The sequence below is a fragment of the Ralstonia pickettii genome (assembly GCF_030582395.1).
Taxonomy (GTDB): Bacteria; Pseudomonadota; Gammaproteobacteria; order Burkholderiales; family Burkholderiaceae; genus Ralstonia; species Ralstonia pickettii_D.
In genome coordinates this window covers 1,584,616-1,603,127 of sequence record NZ_CP104381.1, presented here as the reverse complement: position 1 = coordinate 1,603,127, position 18,512 = coordinate 1,584,616, and the positions used below count along the sequence as shown (strand labels likewise).

General features: G+C 65.1%; 21 protein-coding genes. 16 read left to right on the top strand and 5 right to left on the bottom strand.

Features of this window, described 5'->3' with window-relative positions:
- Positions 1-102: 102 nt before the first annotated feature.
- Genes N5B55_RS07735 through N5B55_RS07725 form a run of 3 tightly spaced genes read left to right on the top strand, consistent with a single transcriptional unit; the run spans position 103 to position 2,017 of the window.
- Positions 103-1,083: an alpha/beta hydrolase gene (locus tag N5B55_RS07735; protein WP_304539677.1), complete on the top strand. Its 981-nt coding sequence runs from the start codon at positions 103-105 to the stop codon at positions 1,081-1,083.
- A gap of 22 nt (positions 1,084-1,105) precedes the next feature.
- Positions 1,106-1,555 (top strand): acyl-CoA thioesterase, encoded by a 450-nt coding sequence (locus N5B55_RS07730; protein ID WP_178960016.1) that lies wholly within the window; start codon positions 1,106-1,108, stop codon positions 1,553-1,555.
- Positions 1,556-1,564: 9 nt separating this feature from the next.
- Entirely contained in the window at positions 1,565-2,017 is a 453-nt protein-coding gene (locus tag N5B55_RS07725) for a GNAT family N-acetyltransferase (RefSeq protein ID WP_304539676.1), read from the top strand.
- Here N5B55_RS07725 and N5B55_RS07720 read toward each other — a convergent pair.
- Positions 2,007-2,912 carry a LysR family transcriptional regulator gene (locus tag N5B55_RS07720; RefSeq protein ID WP_154208552.1) on the bottom strand — a complete coding sequence of 302 codons (906 nt, stop codon included), beginning with the start codon at positions 2,910-2,912 and terminating at the stop codon, positions 2,007-2,009. The genes N5B55_RS07725 and N5B55_RS07720 overlap by 11 nt on opposite strands.
- Positions 2,913-3,012: 100 nt before the next feature.
- Here N5B55_RS07720 and N5B55_RS07715 point away from each other — a divergent pair, with 100 nt between their 5' ends.
- Positions 3,013-3,915, top strand: coding sequence for a sterol desaturase family protein (locus tag N5B55_RS07715; RefSeq protein ID WP_304539675.1), 903 nt, complete (start codon positions 3,013-3,015; stop codon positions 3,913-3,915).
- Positions 3,916-3,926: 11 nt separating this feature from the next.
- On the opposite strand, the gene N5B55_RS07710 is transcribed toward N5B55_RS07715, so the two are convergent.
- From N5B55_RS07710 to ygfZ, 3 genes are all read right to left on the bottom strand, one after another.
- Complete coding sequence (locus N5B55_RS07710) at positions 3,927-4,742, bottom strand: NRDE family protein (protein WP_304539674.1); 816 nt, start codon at positions 4,740-4,742, stop codon at positions 3,927-3,929.
- A 128-nt stretch (positions 4,743-4,870) separates the two neighbouring features.
- Positions 4,871-5,161, bottom strand: coding sequence for a DUF4936 family protein (locus tag N5B55_RS07705; RefSeq protein WP_012761993.1), 291 nt, complete (start codon positions 5,159-5,161; stop codon positions 4,871-4,873).
- A 13-nt stretch (positions 5,162-5,174) separates the two neighbouring features.
- Positions 5,175-6,215 carry a CAF17-like 4Fe-4S cluster assembly/insertion protein YgfZ gene (gene ygfZ, locus N5B55_RS07700; RefSeq protein ID WP_178960011.1) on the bottom strand — a complete coding sequence of 347 codons (1,041 nt, stop codon included), beginning with the start codon at positions 6,213-6,215 and terminating at the stop codon, positions 5,175-5,177.
- Positions 6,216-6,347: 132 nt separating this feature from the next.
- Here ygfZ and mltG point away from each other — a divergent pair, with 132 nt between their 5' ends.
- From mltG to N5B55_RS07670, 6 genes are all read left to right on the top strand, one after another.
- Positions 6,348-7,346: an endolytic transglycosylase MltG gene (mltG, locus tag N5B55_RS07695; protein WP_304539673.1), complete on the top strand. Its 999-nt coding sequence runs from the start codon at positions 6,348-6,350 to the stop codon at positions 7,344-7,346.
- Positions 7,343-7,960 carry a dTMP kinase gene (gene tmk, locus N5B55_RS07690; protein ID WP_065855037.1) on the top strand — a complete coding sequence of 206 codons (618 nt, stop codon included), beginning with the start codon at positions 7,343-7,345 and terminating at the stop codon, positions 7,958-7,960. The genes mltG and tmk overlap by 4 nt, the downstream gene beginning before the upstream one ends.
- 81 nt (positions 7,961-8,041) lie before the next feature.
- Positions 8,042-9,052, top strand: coding sequence for a DNA polymerase III subunit delta' (locus N5B55_RS07685; RefSeq protein ID WP_304539672.1), 1,011 nt, complete (start codon positions 8,042-8,044; stop codon positions 9,050-9,052).
- Positions 9,053-9,094: 42 nt separating this feature from the next.
- A complete protein-coding gene (locus N5B55_RS07680) occupies positions 9,095-9,514 on the top strand; it encodes a PilZ domain-containing protein (protein WP_012761988.1) in 420 nt (139 codons plus the stop codon).
- Between the two features lie 52 nt (positions 9,515-9,566).
- Positions 9,567-10,370 carry a TatD family hydrolase gene (locus N5B55_RS07675; RefSeq protein ID WP_304539671.1) on the top strand — a complete coding sequence of 268 codons (804 nt, stop codon included), beginning with the start codon at positions 9,567-9,569 and terminating at the stop codon, positions 10,368-10,370.
- On the top strand, positions 10,354-11,208 hold the full coding sequence (locus tag N5B55_RS07670; RefSeq protein ID WP_304539670.1) for an ankyrin repeat domain-containing protein: 855 nt from the start codon (positions 10,354-10,356) through the stop codon (positions 11,206-11,208). Before N5B55_RS07675 ends, N5B55_RS07670 begins: the two co-directional genes overlap by 17 nt.
- 51 nt (positions 11,209-11,259) lie before the next feature.
- On the opposite strand, the gene egtB is transcribed toward N5B55_RS07670, so the two are convergent.
- Positions 11,260-12,564 carry an ergothioneine biosynthesis protein EgtB gene (gene egtB / locus N5B55_RS07665; RefSeq protein WP_304539669.1) on the bottom strand — a complete coding sequence of 435 codons (1,305 nt, stop codon included), beginning with the start codon at positions 12,562-12,564 and terminating at the stop codon, positions 11,260-11,262.
- A gap of 240 nt (positions 12,565-12,804) precedes the next feature.
- Between egtB and N5B55_RS07660 the strand changes: the two genes are divergently transcribed.
- Genes N5B55_RS07660 through N5B55_RS07635 form a run of 6 tightly spaced genes read left to right on the top strand, consistent with a single transcriptional unit; the run spans position 12,805 to position 18,463 of the window.
- The gene (locus N5B55_RS07660; protein ID WP_012761984.1) at positions 12,805-13,875 is read left to right on the top strand and encodes a LacI family DNA-binding transcriptional regulator; all 1,071 of its coding nucleotides are present in this window, start codon (positions 12,805-12,807) and stop codon (positions 13,873-13,875) included.
- Positions 13,872-14,903 (top strand): ABC transporter substrate-binding protein, encoded by a 1,032-nt coding sequence (locus tag N5B55_RS07655; protein WP_154208530.1) that lies wholly within the window; start codon positions 13,872-13,874, stop codon positions 14,901-14,903. Before N5B55_RS07660 ends, N5B55_RS07655 begins: the two co-directional genes overlap by 4 nt.
- Before the next feature lie 2 nt (positions 14,904-14,905).
- Entirely contained in the window at positions 14,906-15,757 is an 852-nt protein-coding gene (locus N5B55_RS07650) for an ABC transporter permease (protein WP_304539668.1), read from the top strand.
- Positions 15,754-16,551 carry an ABC transporter permease gene (locus tag N5B55_RS07645; protein WP_304539667.1) on the top strand — a complete coding sequence of 266 codons (798 nt, stop codon included), beginning with the start codon at positions 15,754-15,756 and terminating at the stop codon, positions 16,549-16,551. Before N5B55_RS07650 ends, N5B55_RS07645 begins: the two co-directional genes overlap by 4 nt.
- The gene (locus tag N5B55_RS07640) at positions 16,548-17,609 is read left to right on the top strand and encodes an ABC transporter ATP-binding protein (RefSeq protein ID WP_304539666.1); all 1,062 of its coding nucleotides are present in this window, start codon (positions 16,548-16,550) and stop codon (positions 17,607-17,609) included. Before N5B55_RS07645 ends, N5B55_RS07640 begins: the two co-directional genes overlap by 4 nt.
- A 5-nt stretch (positions 17,610-17,614) precedes the next feature.
- Positions 17,615-18,463: a phosphodiesterase gene (locus tag N5B55_RS07635; RefSeq protein WP_304539775.1), complete on the top strand. Its 849-nt coding sequence runs from the start codon at positions 17,615-17,617 to the stop codon at positions 18,461-18,463.
- Positions 18,464-18,512 lie beyond the last annotated feature (49 nt).

Sequence of the window (18,512 nt, the reverse complement as noted above, 5' to 3'; positions counted from 1 at the left end):
CCGGAGGGTGTTGGTCTGCATCGCCCGTCTTGTCGTGCGGGCGTGGTTCAATGGATACTCCGATAATAGCCAAATTAGAACGATCGTTCAGTTCCCGCCCTCATGCAGCACCCGTCTCTCGACCCGCACGTCGCCCAGTTACTCGATCTGGTTGCGCGTGCCAAGCGTCCCCCGCTGAATGCCCTTGACCCAGCCGACGCGAAGATCGCTTACGAAAAAAGCAGCCCCATTGTCGACATCCCGGCCATCCCGCTGGATGCCGTGCACGACCTGGCGGTAACGGCGCGCGATGGCCATGCCATTCCCATCCGCACATATGCGGCGCGTGAGGCCAGCTGGGCCGATCCGCTGCCGTTGCTGGTGTATTTCCATGGTGGCGGTTTTACCGTGGGCAGCATCAAGACGCACGACCAGCTTTGCCGGTCGCTGGCGGCCAAATCGGGGGCGATGGTGCTGTCGGTCGACTACCGGCTTGGGCCCGACTGGAAGTTTCCAACCGCGGCGAACGATGCATTCGACGTGCTGCAGTGGGTGTTCGATGAAGCCGCCACCATCGGCGCCGACCCGGCCCGCATCGCCTTTGGCGGCGACAGCGCGGGCGGCACGCTGGCCGCCATCAGCGCCATCGAGGCACGCAATCGCGGTCTGGCGCCGGTGCTGCAACTGCTGATCTACCCAGGCACGACCGCGCGTGAATCCACGCCGTCGCACCGTGAGTTTGCCGAAGGCTACCTGCTGACGCACGAGATGATCCGATGGTTCTTCTCGCAATACCTGCGCAGCGATGCAGACCGTGATGACTGGCGTTTCGCCCCGCTCGATGCAGGGGGTCACGGCGCGGACGTGACCGGCGTATGCCCCGCGTGGATTGCGGTGGCCGGCTTCGACCCGATCCGCGATGCCGGCATCGGCTACGCCAACAAGCTGCGCGCAGCCGAGGTGCCAGTCGAGCTGAAACTGTACGAAGGCATGATCCACGACTTCTTCAAGATCGGGCGCTTCGTGCCGGCCGTCGAAGACGCACACCGCGACGCCGCCAACGCGCTACGCCGCGCCTTCGGCACCGAGACCGAATCCCCCTGACGAAAGCACACAAGGAGACCACATGGCGATCGAGGATTTCCGCCACAGCACGCCCCTGCGCGTACGCTGGGCCGAAGTGGATGCGCAGGGCATCGTCTTCAACGGCCACTACCTGCTGTACGCCGATGTGTGCATCACCGAATACTGGCGGAGCATCGGCGTGCGGTATCCGGTGGATGTGGTCGACACCTTTGGCGTGGATTTCTACGTGGTCAAATCCACGCTCGAATACCACGCCTCCGCGCGCTTTGACGACGAGCTGGACCTGCGCTGCCGTGTGGCGCGCCTCGGCCGCTCCAGCATGCGCTTTATCATCGAGATGTATCGCGCAGACGAACACCTCGTCACCGGCGAAGTCATCTACGTGTGCGCCCGTCCAGCCACATCCATCGCCACGCAGACCTCCGCGCCGATTCCCGACACGCTGCGCGAGCGCATCCTCAATTTTGAAGTTCTGAAGCCTGAAGTGTGAGAACGAAGCATGACTGCCCCTGAATCTGTCCGCCCGCTTGCCGGTGTTGTAGTCGCCCGCTGGGACGCCGTGCGCGAAGAAGCGCGCGCCATCCGCTACGACGTGTTTGTCATCGAGCAAGGCGTGCCCGTTGAACTGGAGTGGGACGAGTGGGACGACCAGTGCTGGCACGCGCTGGCGCACGATACGGCGGGTCGCGCCGTCGCCACGGGCCGCCTGCTGCCCGACGGCCATATCGGCCGGATGGCGGTGCGCAAGGAGGCGCGAGGCACGGGCGTTGGCGCACGCGTGCTGGAAGCCTTGATCGACAAGGCGCAGTCGCTGGGCTACCGCGAGCTGATCCTCAATGCGCAAACCCACGCCATGCCGTTCTATGCACGCGCTGGCTTTGCGGCCGAGGGCGAGGAGTTTGAAGAGGCTGGCATTCCGCACCGGACCATGCGACGCGTGCTTACACGTTGATGTCCTGGGCGGCCCGCACAATCGCTGCGATGGCCGCCTGCGCTGCCGGCGACGCAGTTCTGCCGTGCAGCCGCACAATCCCCGTGGTCGATGGCGGCGAAAGCCAACCCTTCACCGCCAGCCGCAGCAGCGTGCCGCTTTCCAGCTCCTCCCTCACGGCGGCGTCCGTGGCACCGAGCACGGTGTCCGTCGTGAGCGCAACCGTCTTCAATACGCCGTAGTTGTCGCACTCCAGCGCGATACTGGCCTCCTGACCTGCCGGCAGCCCTAGCAGCATCGCCAGCTCAACCTTGGACGGGCTCAGCAGCTTGGGCACGGCAATGCCGTATTCCCAGACTTCACGCAGCGTGTGCGTGCGCCCCGCAAGCGGGTGGCCGGCCCGGACGTAAAGGTGAGGGGGCTGGCCTCCGATCAGTTGGATATCCAGCGCAGCGTCTTTCGGCATGTCGCGCACGTCGGCGGCGAAGAACTCGATGTTCTCGCTGCGCAGGCTCTCCAATAGTTGCACCCAATTGCCGACCTCCATGCGCAGTGCGACTTGCGGATGCTGCTGCCGCAGTTCCTGCAGCGCGGGAGGCATCAGCGTGGCCGTCAGCAGGGGGCCGACACCGAAGGCCGTGTCGCCGAGCTGGCTGTCGCGATACAGATCAACGTCGCGTTGCAGGCAGCGCGCTTCGAACAGCAGGCGCCGCGCACGTTCAATGACGAATTCGCCGGCGGGAGTGGGGCGCACGTCGCCGGTTTCGCGATCAAACAGGCGGATGCCGAGATCGTCTTCGATCGCCTGGATGCTGCGGCTGAACGCCGGTTGGCTCAAATGCACCGCTTGGGCCGCCCGCGCAAAGTGCAGCGTGTCGGCGAGGGCAACCACGTGACTGAGGCGTCGCAAATCCATGTTGTTGCGTGCTATGCATTGAACGAATGTTCATTATGCATTGGACGCATTGAGGTGGCACTCCTAGGCTTGTTTGCACAACAAAAGCGAGGAGACACCAATGAGTTCGCACATGGAGCACGCGCTGATCGTCGCCTGCATCCTCGGATTTGCCGCGATGGAGTTCGTGACACGGCGCTACCAAGCCAACGTGCGCGGCCGCGCGACGGCCAACGATGCCTGGCTGGAAGTGCTGATGTTCATCAGCCTCGTTGCCGTGACGCAGCCGATCGCGCTGCTGGGCAGCAATGCACTGTGTAACTGGCTCATTCCGGCGCAGCACAACGCGTGGGCGGATCTGCCCTGGTGGGCGATGACGGGGTTGTTGCTGATCGGCGACGACCTCACGCAATACCTCTGGCACCGCGCTTCACACACGCCGCTGCTGTGGCCGTTGCACCGCGCGCATCACAGCGCGTCATACATGAGCGTGCGCGTCACGTACCGCAACAACTTCTTCTACTACCTGATGATGCCCGGGCTGTGGATTGGCGGCGTGGCTGTCTACCTGGGCTTTGGGCCGGTCTATGCGCCGTACTTGGTCGTCAAGCTGACTGTCATTGTTGGCGCGCATTGCGCCTGGCCCTGGGATGCGCCGCTGTATCGCATTCGCGCGCTGCGTCCGCTGATGTGGGTGATCGAGCGGACGATTTCCACGCCGGCCACACACTGGGCGCATCACGCGTTGACCAACGCCGACGGCATCGGCCATTACAAAGGCAATTTCGGCAACCTGCTGTTCTTCTGGGATGTGCTGTTCGGCACGGCGCACATCACGCGCAAATATCCCGCGCAAATCGGTTTACAGGACGACGTGCTGTTCGGTGCGGAGCCGTGGACCGCGCAGATGTTCTATCCGCTGGTGCAGTCCAAGCGCGAACATTCGGCATTGCGGCCGGGCGGCGCCGCCGTCACCGAAATGGAAATGAATCAGGCCGCGAGCGCCAAGCAGGAAGCAGCCTGAGTCGGCAGCGCCTAGGTATCGGCGTGCGTGACCGTATCGAGCACGCCGAGATAGCGCGTTTCGCCGATCTGGCCCTGGGCGTCAAAGCGGCGCTCGGTCACGTCAAAGCACCCGTCGTGGCGGATGCGCAGGATGGTGCTGGCGCGCGTGCCGTAGCGCGGCGAGCGGATGAAGGCTGCAGAAAGCAGCTTCTCCCACTCCGGCGCCACGCCTGTAGCGGGCAGGGCACCAGTCGGCGCTTCACGGGTTTCCGACAGCAGATCGAGATAGCGAGCCACGTCAAGCGCGTTGCCGTGCCGCCCCGTATCTGCGGCCAGCGCTTCGGCAAAGGCGGCCATGCGATGCCGCACCTTGAACCACGGCGTATCGAGCAATGCGTTGGACAGCCCGTAGAGCCCGGGCGCGAGCTTGCGCGGCGCTTCGGCGCGGTTGCTCGTCCACCAGAGTTCGTCGCGCGTGGCGGTCAGCAGGTTGTAGCCGTTGTAGGCGCGGTCGCGTGGGGCGAGGCTATCGAGATAGGCGGGCACCGACATGTCGTCCGCCATCAGGAAATTCGAGACGAGTTCTCCGCGCGAGCGTGCATCGGGCCGGCGCTCGGACGGCGCGCGGTAATTCGTCAGCGCGGCAAAACGGCCGTCGCGGGTCATGCCCATCCACGTGCCAGGGTGACCGACCACCTGGGCCATGTCACGCCCGGCCAGCACGTTGGGCGCGTCGCTCCACCACGCCAGGGGCGCGGCCGGGCGGTCATAGAATTCGTCCCGGTTGGCGGCCACCACCAGCGCGTAGGCGGGGTGAGCGTGCCAGGCCGTGAGAATCAAACACATGAGCACTTCCTTTGAACATGCCGCGCAACGAACGGCCAATGGTCAATGTGACGACCTGTGTCGCGCAGGCTTCGGCCAAGCATAGCAGCCTGCCGGATTTTTGCGATGACGATTGCGGCAGGGCGTCGTCAGCTGTTTTCCAGATCGACAAACAGCTCTGCGTGGCGTTCACCCGCGACGAATTCGCGCGGGCCGCCTGCTTCCCACAGCGCCGCCAGCGTGGCGGCAAATGCGGGCGGCACGTCGTCATAGGACTCCATCCACGTGGCCTGGCCGTCGCGTGTTTCGGGCCGTCGCATCAACGCGCCGGCCACACCGGTCGCTTCTTCCACGGTATCGAGCCAACGCTGCCAGCGCGGCAGCGCTGCAGCAGCGTCATGCTCGGCGATGCGGAAGTAGACAAACAGGTGGTCGGCCATGATCGGGGCGGTGTCAGGCGTTTTCTGAAACGGGAATGACGTACGGCAGTTCTTGCAACGTCAGCACCGGGCCGTCCGGCGTGGCCAGGTGGATGACGGTGTCGAGGGCGTCCAGCTTCAACTCGACGAGCAGGTCGGTCCCGCCGTCGGGCGCCATGGCTGCGTTGACCACCATGCCGCACGGTTGGTTCGGATCGGCTGCGCTGTAGACCTCGGCACCGGCCGACGTGGGGGCATTCACATGCGCGCGCTGCATGCGCCGCTTGAGCGTGCCGCGATACTGACTGCGCGCCACGACTTCCTGCCCCGGGTAGCAACCCTTGCGGAAATCGACGCCGCCCAGCAATTCGAGGTTGACCATCTGCGGAACGAACTGTTCCTGCGTGGGCAGGGTGATGTGCGGCACACCTGCCTGCAGGCCCAACCAATCCCACACCTCGGTACCGACCAGCGACAGGCGCGACGACAGCGTCTTCCAGGCGTGCTGAAAGTGCTCGGCATGCACCATCCATTGATAGCGGGGGCGTCCGCCGGCATCCGGCAGACGGACGACGGCGCCAAATTGCTGCCCCACCGTGGCGGGCTGCTGGGCCACCGCGTTGACGGTATCCGGTTCAGGCAACACCGCACCGGCCTCGCGCAGCGCGTCCGCTGCTTCGGGCCCGGCGACGCCGATGGCGATGAATTCATCCATCGGGCGCAGCTTGGCCTTGGCGCGCAGCACAAACATCGACAAGCGCTTGGTCAGCGCCGGAGCGATCGCCTTGTCTGTCTGAAGCACGATCGTATCGGCCTGACGCCACACCAGCAGCGTGGCCAGCAGCCGACCCTTGGGCGAACAATAACCCGCCAGGCGCGCCTGGTTCAGGCCGAGGCCGGTCACGGCGTTGGTCAGCTGGTTGTGGAGAAACTCGGCGGCATCGGCGCCTTCAACGGCAATGCGGGCCAGATCGGTCGGCGCGCACAGCACGCTGCCGCGCGTGGCGGAATCAAATTGCACGTCGAGCGGCGGAAAGCTCAGCGTATCGACAAAATCGTGGAAGACATCGTTCATGGTGCGGGGCTGCCTGAGATTGACCCGGTATTATATTGGGCTGTCTGAAGGGCAGTTTGTGCCCTGTCTATCCATTTCAAGAGTGCGGAAATCGCCGGTGTCAGCCGGCTCCGCACGTAGATTCGCAACAGAATGCTCTCTTTTCTCAAACGCTTGGTCCTGCTGGCGACCGTGATCGTGCTGGCGGCAGCAGGCGGCGTGGTGTGGTGGGCCCAGCAACCCGTGAGCCTGGCGGCGTCACCGCTGGAGGTGGTGATCAAACCGAACTCGAGCGTGGTCTCCGTCGGCAAGCAGCTTGCCAATGCCGGCGTGGGCGTGCAGCCGCAGTTGTTTTCGCTGGTGGCGCGCGCCACGGGCAACGCCAAAAGCCTGAAAGCCGGCGGCTACGCGTTGGAGACCGGCGCGACGCCCATGTCCATCCTCGACAAGATGGCGCGCGGCGACGTTACGCATTACGTCGTCACCGTCATCGAGGGATGGTCGATGCGGCAGATGCGGGCGGTGGTCGATGCGGAGCCTGCCCTCAAGCACGACACGGCCGGCCTGTCGGATGCAGACCTGATGCGCAAGATCGGCGCGCCCGAAGCCAACCCGGAAGGCCTATTCTTTCCCGACACCTACCTCTTTGCGCGCGGCAGCAGCGATGTGGAGCTGTATCGCCACGCCTACCAGGCGATGCAGAAGCGCCTGAACGACGCCTGGGCGAAGCGCTCGGTGGATCTGCCCTACAAGACGCCGTACGAAGCGCTGACCATGGCCTCGATCATCGAGAAGGAAACCGGCCAGAAGCTGGAGCGGCCGATGATTGCCGCCGTGTTCGTCAACCGCCTGCGCAAGAACATGCTGCTGCAGACCGACCCGACGGTCATCTACGGCCTGGGTGCCGGCTTTGACGGCAATTTGCGCAAGCGGGATCTGCAAACGGACACGCCGTACAACACCTACACGCGCACCGGTCTGCCACCCACGCCCATCGCGCTGCCGGGCATGGCGTCGCTGCAGGCGGCGTTGAACCCGGCGTCGTCCGACGCGCTGTATTTCGTGGCGCGCGGCGACGGCAGCAGCCAGTTTTCGACCAACCTGACGGACCATAACCGGGCCGTCAACAAATATCAGCGCGGCCAACCATGACCGGCAAGTTCATCACATTCGAAGGGATCGACGGGGCAGGCAAGAGCACGCACCTGGCGTGGTTCGCGCAGCAACTGCAGGCGAAGCTCGCGCCTCTGGGCAAAAAGGTCGTGGTCACCCGGGAGCCGGGCGGCACACCGCTGGGCGAGCGCCTGCGCGAAGTGCTGCTGCACGAGCGCATGCATCTGGAAACCGAAGCGCTGCTGATGTTTGCCGGCCGCCGCGAGCACATTGCCGAAGTGATTCAGCCGGCCCTGGACGCAGGCGATTGGGTCATCTCCGACCGCTTCACCGATGCCACGTTCGCCTATCAGGGCGGGGGCAGGGGCTTGGCAATCGACCGGCTGGAAGTGCTTGAGCGCTGGGTGCAGCAGGGCCTTCAGCCGACCAAGACCATCCTGTTCGACCTGGCCCCCGAGATTGCCGCCGCACGCCTGGCCGATGCCCGCACGCCTGACAAGTTCGAAGCCGAGTCCGCCCAGTTCTTTCTGCGCACGCGTGCCGAATACCTGCGCCGCGCAGCCGCCGAGCCGGATCGATTTGTCGTACTCAACGCCAACCGCGAGCGCGCCGATATCCAGAAAGACTTAGAGAATGTGCTTGCAACACTCTGATTTTACGGGCAATTTCGTAGACAGAAATAATGGTTTCACGGCAAGTTTCTGCATCAACAATCTGACGCAACCCATTGATTCATGATGCTTTATCCCTGGCAATCCGCTGACTGGTCCCGTCTCCAAGCGATGCGGGCCAAGTTGCCGCACGCGATTCTGCTCAACGGCCAGGGCGGCACCGGCAAGCGCGATTTCGCCATGCATTTCGCGCAAAGCCTGTTGTGCGATACGCCTGCGCCCGACGGCCAGCCCTGCGGCACGTGCGCGGCCTGCAACTGGTTTGCGCAGGGCAACCACCCGGATTTCCACCTCGTGCGCCCTGAAGCGATGGAAGACGCGCCCGAGACGGAGAAAGACGCCGACGGCAAGAAAAAGGCGCCGAGCAAGATCATCCGCATGGAGCAGGTCCGCAATCTGATCGAAGGGGTGGGGGTCGGCACGCACCGGGCCGGGTTGCGCGTGGTGGTGCTGTATCCGCTCGACGCGTTGCAGACCGAAGGCGCCAACGCACTGCTCAAGACGCTGGAAGAGCCGCCGCAGAACACCGTCTTCCTGTTGGTGACGGATCGCATCGACCGCATCCTGCCGACCATCCTGTCGCGCTGCAGGCAGTTTCCGCTGCAGCCGCCTCAGCCCGAGGCCGCGCGCCAGTGGCTGGAGGAGCAGGGCGTGCCCCACGCGCAGAACCTGCTGGCGGAGTTCGGCAATGCGCCGTTGGCCGCGCTGGCCGCCGCCGAGTCCGAAGACCGGCCGCTATTGCAATTCCTGCTCGAACAGCTCGGCCAGGGCGCAAAGCTCGACGCGCTGGCCACGGCAGATCATTTACAGAAATTGTCGGTGCCTGCCGTTCTCAGTACCATGCACCGGTGGGTCTTTGACCTGATGGCGGCGCGACTTGCCGGACGTCCGCGTTATTTCCCGGCGCAACGCGATGCGTTGCAACGTTGTGCGAATAGCATCCCGCTGGATCGCCTGGAACGTTTTGCGCGTGCCTTGCCGGAGCGGCGCCGCACCGAGCAGCATCCGCTTGCCGCGCGACTTGTCATCGAAAGCCTGTTGATGGATTACCGGCAGCTGTTTCCCGCTGCCTGAATCCGAACCTGCACCTGAACGTTTGCACTGAGTGGACACCCTGTGAGCACTGCACCTCTTCGTACGCCCGGCACTCCCGTCACCCCTGGCACTCCTGCGGCCGCCGGCACGGCCACGGGCGCACCGACCCGCCCGGGCATCGTTTCGCTGGCCATCAAGGATGAAGCCGGCCTGCATGCGGCGTATATGCCGTTCCTGAAGAACGGCGGCATCTTTGTGCCGACGCAGCGCCCTTACCGGATCGGGGAGGAAGTCTTCCTCGTGCTCTCGCTGCTGGACCGCCCGCAGAAGTATCAGGTGGCCGGCAAGGTGGCCTGGATCACGCCGGTAGGCACGCCGGCCAAAACGCCGGGCATTGGCGTGCACCTGGGCGAAGATGAGCAGTGCCGCGTGCTGCGCCGTGTGATCGAAGAAGTGCTGGGCAAGCAGATCAACTCGCAACGCCCCACCCAAACCCTCTGATTTTTACCTGATACGGCGCACAAAGTTTGCGCCGTAACTTTCTGATTATTCGATGTTTGTCGATTCCCACTGCCACATCAATTTCCCCGACTTGCGCGCGCGCCTGCCTGAGCTGCTGACGCGGATGCGCGAGAACCGCGTCACGCACGCACTGTGCATTTCCGTCACGCTGGAAGACTTCCCGAGCGTGCTCGAGATCGCCGAGCAGCAGCCGAACGTGTACGCCACCGTGGGCGTGCATCCCGACGCTGAGGCGGACGTTGAAGAAGGCCGGACCATTGAAGAACCCACGCTCGAGCGCCTGCTGACGCTGGCCGATCATCCGCGAGTGGTCGGCATCGGTGAAACCGGGCTCGACTACTACCGCCTGGGCGACCGTACCGTGGCCGACATGGAGTGGCAGCGCGATCGCTTTCGCACACACATTCGCGCGTCGAAGCAGACCGGCAAGCCGCTGGTGATCCACACGCGCTCGTCGGCTGACGACACGCTGGCGATCATGCGCGAGGAAGGCGCCGAGGCTGCGGGCGGCGTCATGCACTGCTTTACAGAGACCTGGGATGTGGCCAAGGCCGCGCTGGACCTCGGTTTCTATATCTCGTTCTCGGGCATCGTGACGTTCAAGAATGCCGTGGACCTGCAGGAAACCGCCAAGAAGGTACCGCTGGACCGCATGCTGATCGAGACCGACTCACCGTACCTGGCGCCGGTGCCGTTCCGCGGCAAGACCAACGAGCCGGCGTACGTGCGCCACGTGGGCGAATTTCTGGCAACGCTGCGCGGCGAACCGCTGGACCGGATTGCCGGCGTTACCACCGAGAATTTTTTCAATCTATTCAATGCGATACCCCGATAACTTGAAGCCAGCACTGAACAAAATCGCACTGACTGGTGCGTTGACCATGGCGCTGTCGAGTGTCGCGCTCGCCACGCCGCAGGACGATCTGCGCAACGCCGTCGAATACAACCGCCCGGCGCTGGTGCAGAAATATGTCGCGCAGGGCGTGGACCCCAACCTAAAGACCCGCGACGGCACGCCGCTGCTGGTGGATGCGCTCAAGGAGAAGAACATCGAGGTGGCCGAGGCGCTCATTCGCGCCAAGAACATCGATTTCGAGCGCACCAATGCCGCAGGCGAAAACGCGCTGATGATGGCCGCCTACCAGGGCCTGCTGCCCATGGTGAAGCTCATGGTGGAAACGTACGAGGTGGAGGTCAACAAGACCGGCTGGACCGCGCTGCATTACGCCGCCACCAATGGCTATGACGACATCGTCAAATACCTGCTCGACCACGCTGCCTATATCGACGCGGAAAGCCCCAACGCGACCACGCCGCTGATGATGGCGGCCATGGGCGGGCACATCACGACCGTCAAGCTGCTGCTGGACGAGGGCGCCGACATGAATCTGCGCAATCAGCAGAAGATGGACGTGATCGATTTCGCCAAGCGGTATCACCAGGATGAGATTGCTGCGGGGCTGGAATCGCGCCGGCGCAAGTTGGCGGAGCAGTCCGGCAAGCCTGCTTCGGCGCCGGCGCCTGCAGCCGCAGTCTCGCCGCCTGTGAAGGCCGCAGCGTCGGATGTGCCGACGCCGATGCCGGCCGCCAAACGCGACGCCGGGGCGCCTAGCCCGGCCGGTCGAGATACGATCGGCACGCCCACCAACATGCTGTTTGACAGCAACCGCTGAAGGCGGCCCGAACGGCCCGGCAATTCATCGCGGTGCCGGACGTGATGCGCGTCACGCCCGCCGCGCCAACCGCACTCCGGTGAACTGCCACCGTTGGTGCGGATAGAAGAAGTTGCGATACGTCGCCCGCAGATGCCCCTCGGGCGACACGCACGATCCGCCGCGCAGCACCATCTGGCTGCACATGAACTTGCCGTTGTATTCGCCCACGGCCCCTTCAGCCGGCTCAAAGCCCGGGTACGGGCCATAAGGGCTGGCGGTCCATTCCCACACATCACCGAACAGTTGGCGCAGGCCGCCGGCCTCGGCGATGCCATGGTCGGGCAACGGACGTAGCGCGCCCCGCCCGGCGAAGTTTCCTTGCACGGGCTGGCCTTCTGCGGCGTGCTCCCATTCGGCTTCCGTCGGAAGGCGAGCGCCGGCCCAGCGGGCGTAGGCATCGGCCTCGTAAAAGCTGATGTGGGTGACCGGCGCATCCAGATCGACCGGCTGCAGGCCGTGCAGCGACATCTGCTGCCAACCCTCGGCCTCGTCCATGCCCGCCCGCCAGTAGAGCGGGGCGTCAATGCGCTCCCGCTGAACCCATGCCCAGCCGTCGGACAGCCACAGCGTTGGCTGCCGATAACCACCATCCTGCATAAAGGCGAGCCATTCACGGTTGGTGACCGGGTGCGTGGCCAATGCGTAGGGCTCCAGCCAGACCGTGTGGCGTGGCCCCTCGCAGTCGAACATGAAATCGGCATCGGTTGCTGTATCGGTTTTGCCGATCTGCACGGCGCCGCCCTGGAAGCTGACCCAGCCAGGTTGCGCGGGCGCCGCATGCACGCGTGGTTGGAGCGTTTCGGCATACGCTGGACAGAGCGGATTCTGCGCGAACAGGTGGAGAAGATCGGTCAGCAGCAACTCCTGATGCTGCTGCTCGTGGTGCAGGCCGAGCGTCACCAGGCGGGCAAGGTCATCGGATACACCGTCGGCCAGTAGGCGCTGCATGGCTGCATCGACATGGCCGCGATAGGCGCGCACCTCGTCGAGCGTGGGGCGTGTGAGCATGCCCCGGCGCGGGCGCGGATGCCGCGCACCCACCGTTTCGTAGTACGAATTGAAGAGGTAGCGGTAGCGTGCATCCGGCGAGCGATAGTCCGGCACGTTGGGGCCAAGGATGAACTCCTCGAAGAACCACGTCGTATGGGCGAGATGCCATTTGGCGGGGCTGGCATCGTCCATGGACTGAACGGTGGCATCGGCGTCGGATAGCGGCGCGGCCAGGGACAGGGACTGTGCCCGGACCCCGCCGTAGTGTTGCATCAAGGCGGGCAGGCCGGTGGTCGGCACATCGAATACGGGCGATACACGCATGGTGTCTCCAAAGCAGGCAGCGAGAACAGCACAGCAGCAACTGGGCCATGCCGCTGCGCACGCATTGGCGCACGTCGCTTGCCCATGTTCGTAAGAAGCATATGCGAGCTTTGTAACTTTGCCATGCACGGCACTGGCGATGCTGCGTTGCGACGATGCCTGCAGCGCAACATAGGTTGTCATGAAACAGTCACTCCGCCCACCTAGGATGTAAACGTTTACAAATCGAAGGGGCGCACAGTGGGCAGCAGCATCAAGGATGTCGCGACGCATGCCGGCATTTCGATTGCCACGGTGTCGCGGGCGGTCAACACGCCGGAGCGGGTGAGTGCGTCGACGCTGGCCCGTGTGCAGGCGGCCATGGATGCGCTGCACTATCGCCCCAATGCGCTGGGCCGTCAGTTGCGCGCCGAACGCACAGGCTTGCTGGGAGTGGTGCTGCCGTCGCTGGCCAACCCCGTCTTTGCCGAATGCATGCAGGGCATCGAGGAAGCGGCGTCCATCACAGGCCAGCGCGTCATGCTCATGACGACGGCCTACGACCGCGAGCGTGAAGCCCGCGCCATCGAGACCATGCTTGAGCAACGCGTCGACGGTCTGATCCTGACCGTGGGCGATGCCGCTGCCAACCCGCACCTCGATCGCCTGGACGCCGAGCACGTGCCCTACGTGCTGGTCTACAACGATACGGTCGGCCAGGCGCGCATTCCCGCCCGCTGCTGCGTGACCGTCGACAACCGCGCCGCCGCACGCGACGCCATTCGCGCGTTGCTCGCGCAGGGCCACCGCCAGATCCGCATGCTGACGGGCACGCTGGCAGCGTCTGACCGTGCGGCCTTGCGCCACGACGGCTACCGCGAAGCGCTGGAAGCGGCCGGCATTGCGCCGCAGCCGCCCGTCGAAATTGATTTCAACGCCGATGCCATGCTGCCGGCCGAACTGGCCCGCCTGCTGGCGCCGCCGCGTCCGACCGCCATTTTCTGCAGCAACGACCGTCTTGCGCTGCTCACCATCCGCTCGCTGCGCGAGATGGGCCTGCGCGTGCCCGAAGACGTCAGCGTGGTCGGCTTCGATGGCCTGGCGATGGGGCAGTGGCTTTCGCCGACGCTGGCCACCGTGGCGCAGCCGCACCGCCGGATCGGCACCGACGCGGCCACGGCGCTGGCCCGCCGCATCGCCGGCGAGGTGGTGCCCTCGATTACGTTGCCGCACCGCCTGCTGGCGGGCGGCACGCTGGCGCGTGCGCCAGCGGAAGCGTCTCTCTCCGTTGTTTCTTCCCTCACGTCTGATACGCAAGGAGCGTCTCGATGAAACGTCTCGTTCAATGGCTGCGCGCGTGCGGCCTCGTGGCTGCCGGCGCATTCGCCGTGGCTGCGCCGGTGCAGGCACAGCCGGCCGGCCAGCAAGTCGCCATCTGCTACAACTGCCCGCCCGAATGGGCCGACTGGGCCAGCCAGATCAAGGCCATCAAGGACAAGACCGGCATTACCGTGCCGTTCGACAACAAGAACTCCGGCCAGGCCATCGCGCAGATGCTGGCCGAGAAATCGCACCCCGTGGCTGACGTGGCCTACCTGGGCATCACGTCCGCGTATCAGGCCAAGGAAAAGGGCCTGGTCGCCAACTACAAGCCCAAGCACTGGGAAGACATTCCGGCCGGCATGAAAGACCCGGACGGCGCGTTCTTCTCCATCCACTCCGGCACGCTGGGCTTCTTCGTCAACAAGGACGCACTGGAAGGCAAGCCCGTGCCGCGTTCCTGGAAAGATCTGCTCAAGCCCGAATACAAGGGCATGGTCGGCTACCTCGACCCGAGCAGCGCCTTCGTCGGCTACGTGGGCGCCGTGGCGGTCAACCAGGCCCTGGGCGGCACGCTTGACGACTTCAGCCCCGCCGTCGAATGGTTCAAGCAGTTGAAGAAGAACGCGCCGATCGTGCCGAAGCAAACCGCTTACGCGCGCGTGGTGGCCGGCGAAATCCCCATCCTGCTCGACTACGACTTCAACGCCTACCGCGCCAAGTACAAGGACCACGCGAACGTGGAATTCGTGATTCCGCAGGAAGGCACGATTGCCGTGCCGTACGTGATGAGCCTGACGGCTGGTGCTCCGCACGCCGAGAACGCCAAGAAGGTGCTGGATTTCGTGTTGTCGGACGAAGGCCAGACGCTGTGGGCCAACGCCTACCTGCGCCCGGTGCGCGCCAGCGCGATGAGCAAGGAGGCTGCCTCGCGCTTCCTGCCGGCCAGCGAATACGCCCGCGCCAAGACGGTCGACTTCAACAAGATGGCCGCCGGCCAGCAGGCGTTTGGCACGCGCTACCTGAACGAGGTCCGCTGAGCATGAGCACCGTCACCCGATCCACCTTGCCCGACGATGCGGTGTTGCCCGCTCGGTGGCGGGTGGCGTTGCTGGCACCGGCCGTCGCGCTGTTCTGCGCGTTCTGGCTGCTGCCGATGGCCGCGTTGCTGCGTGTGAGCGGCAGCGAAGGGTTGGTCGCCACGTACACGGCTGCACTCACCACGTCGCGCTATCTGGGCAGCCTGTTCTCGACGGTGGTGCTGTCCGCGGCAGTCACGCTGGCGACCCTTGTCCTCTCGACCATCGCCGGGCTGTTTCTAGTGCGTCGCAACGTGCCGGGCAAGCGGATGATTACCGCCATGCTGACGTTTCCGCTGGCGTTTCCCGGCGTGGTGGTCGGCTTCATGGTGATCCTGCTGGCGGGGCGCCAGGGCCTTTTGGGCGACGTCACGCACAAGTTCATCGGTGAGAAATGGGTGTTCGCCTATTCCATCGGCGGGTTGTTTCTCGGCTACCTGTATTTCTCGATTCCGCGCGTGGTGCTGACGGTGATGGCGGCGGCGGAAAAGCTCGATCGCTCACTGGAAGAAGCGGCGCGCTCGCTGGGCGCATCGTCGTGGCAGGTCACGCGCGATGTGCTGGTGCCGGGGCTGGCGCCCGCGCTGATCGCCTCGGGGGCGATCTGTTTTGCCACGTCGATGGGCGCATTCGGCACCGCCTTCACGCTCGCCACCGATATCGACGTCTTGCCGATGACGATCTATACCGAGTTCACGCTCAACGCGGGGATTGCGATGGCGGCGGCGCTGTCGGTGGTGCTGGGCGTGGTGACGTGGCTGGTGCTGGCGATTGCCCGCACCGCGAGTGGTAGCCCAAGTGGGGCCGCAGCATGAAACGCGTGCTTTCTCTTTCACAGTGGCTCATCACGCTGCTGCTGTGCCTGTTCCTGATCGTGCCGGTCGTGTTGTCGATGGCCGTGGGCCTGACGCGCAACTACATCCGCGGCTTCAAGAGCGGATGGACCCTGGATTGGGTCGCCCAAGTGTGGGACATGTATCACGCGTCGATCTGGATGTCGCTGCTGGTGGCGCTGTGCACGCTGGTGATCGTGCTCGCAGCCGGCGTGCCGGCGGGCTATGTGCTGGCGCGGCGTCAGAGCCGGGCGAGCCGCCTCATCGAGGAATTCCTGACGCTGCCCGTGGCGCTGCCGGGCCTGGCGACGGCGTTGGGGTTGATCGTGGCGTACGGCGGCTTTGGCGGCTTTCGCGAGAGCCTGTGGTTCATCGTCGTCGGGCACGTGGTGTTCACCCTGCCGTTCATGGTGCGCTCGGTTGCCGCCGTGGCGGCAGGCCAGAACCTGAAGACGCTGGAAGAGGGCGCCGCCAGCCTGGGCGCGTCGTTCTGGCAGCGTTTTCGCACGATTGTGCTGCCCAACGTGCAGCCCGGCATCCTGGCCGGCGCGCTGACGGTGGTGACGCTCTCGGTGGGCGAATTCAACCTCACATGGATGCTGCACACGCCCGAAACCAAAACCCTGCCGGTCGGCCTGGCCGATACCTATGCGTCGATGCGCCTGGAGATTGCCAGCGCCTACACGCTGATCTTCTTCGTCATGATCGTGCCCCTGCTGGTGCTGATGCAGCGCTTTGGCGGCCTGCGGGTGAACAACGGAAAGGCTTTCCGATGAGTACCGAACCTCTACATCTCGCGCCCGTGCCGATCCGGCTGCGTGGCTGCGGAAAACACTTCGGCGGCCAGCGCGTGCTGGAGTCGATGGACCTCGACATCGCCGCCGGCGAGACCGTCGTGCTGCTCGGCCCCTCGGGCTGCGGCAAGACCACCACGCTGCGCATCGTCGCGGGCCTGGAAGCGCCGGATGCAGGCGGCACCGTGCACTTTGGCGACGAAGACGTCACCGCGCGCCCGATCGAGCGCCGCCGCGTCGGCATGGTGTTTCAGAGCTACGCGCTGTTCCCGAACCTGAGCGTGCGCGGCAACGTCGAATACGGCCTGCGCATCCAGCGCCGGCAGAACGGTTTTTCCGACACGCAGATCAACGCCCGGGCTAACACGCTGCTGGAGATGATGCACCTCACGCCGTATGCGGATCGCGGTGTGGCCCAGCTTTCGGGCGGGCAGCGCCAACGCGTGGCCCTGGCGCGCGCGCTGGCGCCCGAGCCGCGCGTGCTGCTGCTCGACGAACCGCTCACGGCGCTCGACGCCAAGCTGCGTGAATCCGTGCGCGCCGAGATCGACCGCCTGCTGCGCGGTCTGGGCATCACGACGATCTACGTGACGCACGATCAGGAAGAGGCGATGGCGCTGGCCGATCGCATCGTCGTCATGGAAGCCGGCCGCATTGCGCAGATCGGCACGCCGCGCGAGATCTACTTCCAGCCGGCCAACCGGCACGTGGCGGACTTCATCGGCATCATGAACCGGCTTGACGGCGCGCGCGAGGATGGCGCATTCGTCTGCGCGGGAGGTCGCGTACCCGTGCCGGCCGGCGACGGCAATGCAATCTTCTTCCGCCCCGAAGATGCCGTGCTGGCCGACCCGGCCCAGGCGGCGCTGAAGGGCACGGTCGAGTCGGCGGTGTTTCTCGGCTTCCGCACCCGCGTGCGCGTGGTGGGCGTGTCAGCCACGCCGCTGTTTATTGATGTGCCCGGCCGCCAGCACTTTGCGCCGGGCCATGCGGTCGGCTTCGATATTCCGGCAGACCGCCTCCTGACCTTGCAAGCCTGATGCCGATGCATTTCCTGCAACTGACTGACCTTCATATCAAGCGCCCGGGGCGACTGGCATATCGGCGCGTGGATTCGGCGGCGTATTTGGGACGCTGCGTGGCGCACATCCTGGCGCAGCCGGTGAAACCGGACGCCATCGTCCTGACCGGCGACTTGGTCGACGCTGGCGCGCCCGAGGAATATGCGCACCTGCGCGCGGTGCTGGCGCCGCTCGATGCGGCTGGCATCCGCATGCTACCGGCGCTTGGCAACCATGATGGCCGTGAAGCCGCTCGCGAAGCCTTTGCCGATTGGCTCGCGTCCATTCCGGCCGATGCGCAAGACACGCACGCTTTCCAGTACTGGACCGACATTGGCGACGTTCGCCTGATCGTGATCGACACGCTGGACACCGGCCATCCGGGCGGCCGACTGGGCGTGCACCGCCTGGATTGGCTGGCCGAAGCGCTGGCACGCGAAACGCAGCGCCCGACCGTCATTGCGATGCATCACCCGCCGTTTGCTACGGGCATCGGCCACATGGACGTGCAGTCGCTCGCCTTAGAAGACATCCCGGCTTTCGCGCAGATCGTGCGTGCCGCCGGTAACGTCGAGCGCATCATCTGCGGCCATCTGCATCGCTCCATTGACGTGCGGTTTGCCGGGACGGTGGCGTCGACTTGCCCGTCACCGGCGCACCAGGTGGCGCTGGATCTGGACCCCGACGGCGAGCCCGGCTTCGTCATGGAGCCGCCCGCCTACAAGGTGCACGCGTGGGTGCCGGGGCAGGGCCTGGTGAGCCATCTCGCGTACGTAGGCGAGTTCGACGGCCCGCACCCGTTCTTTGAGGCGGATGGCCGGTTGATCGACTAGGCCGCTTCGGCTGCGGCGGCCGTGCGCGCGACCAGCGGATCGATCTCGC

What these genes read in the sequence shown, in the direction of transcription:
- N5B55_RS07720 (WP_154208552.1), bottom strand. Translation starts at nt 2,912, where the DNA reads ATGGATTTGCGACGCCTCAGTCACGTGGTTGCCCTCGCCGACACGCTG.
- ygfZ (WP_178960011.1), bottom strand. Translation starts at nt 6,215, where the DNA reads ATGAACGATGTCTTCCACGATTTTGTCGATACGCTGAGCTTTCCGCCG.
- N5B55_RS07640 (WP_304539666.1), top strand. Translation starts at nt 16,548, where the DNA reads ATGAGTACCGAACCTCTACATCTCGCGCCCGTGCCGATCCGGCTGCGT.
- N5B55_RS07685 (WP_304539672.1), top strand. Translation starts at nt 8,042, where the DNA reads ATGATGCTTTATCCCTGGCAATCCGCTGACTGGTCCCGTCTCCAAGCG.
- mltG (WP_304539673.1), top strand. Translation starts at nt 6,348, where the DNA reads ATGCTCTCTTTTCTCAAACGCTTGGTCCTGCTGGCGACCGTGATCGTG.
- N5B55_RS07735 (WP_304539677.1), top strand. Translation starts at nt 103, where the DNA reads ATGCAGCACCCGTCTCTCGACCCGCACGTCGCCCAGTTACTCGATCTG.
- N5B55_RS07635 (WP_304539775.1), top strand. Translation starts at nt 17,615, where the DNA reads ATGCATTTCCTGCAACTGACTGACCTTCATATCAAGCGCCCGGGGCGA.
- N5B55_RS07655 (WP_154208530.1), top strand. Translation starts at nt 13,872, where the DNA reads ATGAAACGTCTCGTTCAATGGCTGCGCGCGTGCGGCCTCGTGGCTGCC.
- N5B55_RS07725 (WP_304539676.1), top strand. Translation starts at nt 1,565, where the DNA reads ATGACTGCCCCTGAATCTGTCCGCCCGCTTGCCGGTGTTGTAGTCGCC.
- N5B55_RS07730 (WP_178960016.1), top strand. Translation starts at nt 1,106, where the DNA reads ATGGCGATCGAGGATTTCCGCCACAGCACGCCCCTGCGCGTACGCTGG.
- N5B55_RS07675 (WP_304539671.1), top strand. Translation starts at nt 9,567, where the DNA reads ATGTTTGTCGATTCCCACTGCCACATCAATTTCCCCGACTTGCGCGCG.
- N5B55_RS07650 (WP_304539668.1), top strand. Translation starts at nt 14,906, where the DNA reads ATGAGCACCGTCACCCGATCCACCTTGCCCGACGATGCGGTGTTGCCC.
- N5B55_RS07710 (WP_304539674.1), bottom strand. Translation starts at nt 4,742, where the DNA reads ATGTGTTTGATTCTCACGGCCTGGCACGCTCACCCCGCCTACGCGCTG.
- N5B55_RS07670 (WP_304539670.1), top strand. Translation starts at nt 10,354, where the DNA reads ATGCGATACCCCGATAACTTGAAGCCAGCACTGAACAAAATCGCACTG.
- N5B55_RS07705 (WP_012761993.1), bottom strand. Translation starts at nt 5,161, where the DNA reads ATGGCCGACCACCTGTTTGTCTACTTCCGCATCGCCGAGCATGACGCT.
- egtB (WP_304539669.1), bottom strand. Translation starts at nt 12,564, where the DNA reads ATGCGTGTATCGCCCGTATTCGATGTGCCGACCACCGGCCTGCCCGCC.
- tmk (WP_065855037.1), top strand. Translation starts at nt 7,343, where the DNA reads ATGACCGGCAAGTTCATCACATTCGAAGGGATCGACGGGGCAGGCAAG.
- N5B55_RS07645 (WP_304539667.1), top strand. Translation starts at nt 15,754, where the DNA reads ATGAAACGCGTGCTTTCTCTTTCACAGTGGCTCATCACGCTGCTGCTG.
- N5B55_RS07715 (WP_304539675.1), top strand. Translation starts at nt 3,013, where the DNA reads ATGAGTTCGCACATGGAGCACGCGCTGATCGTCGCCTGCATCCTCGGA.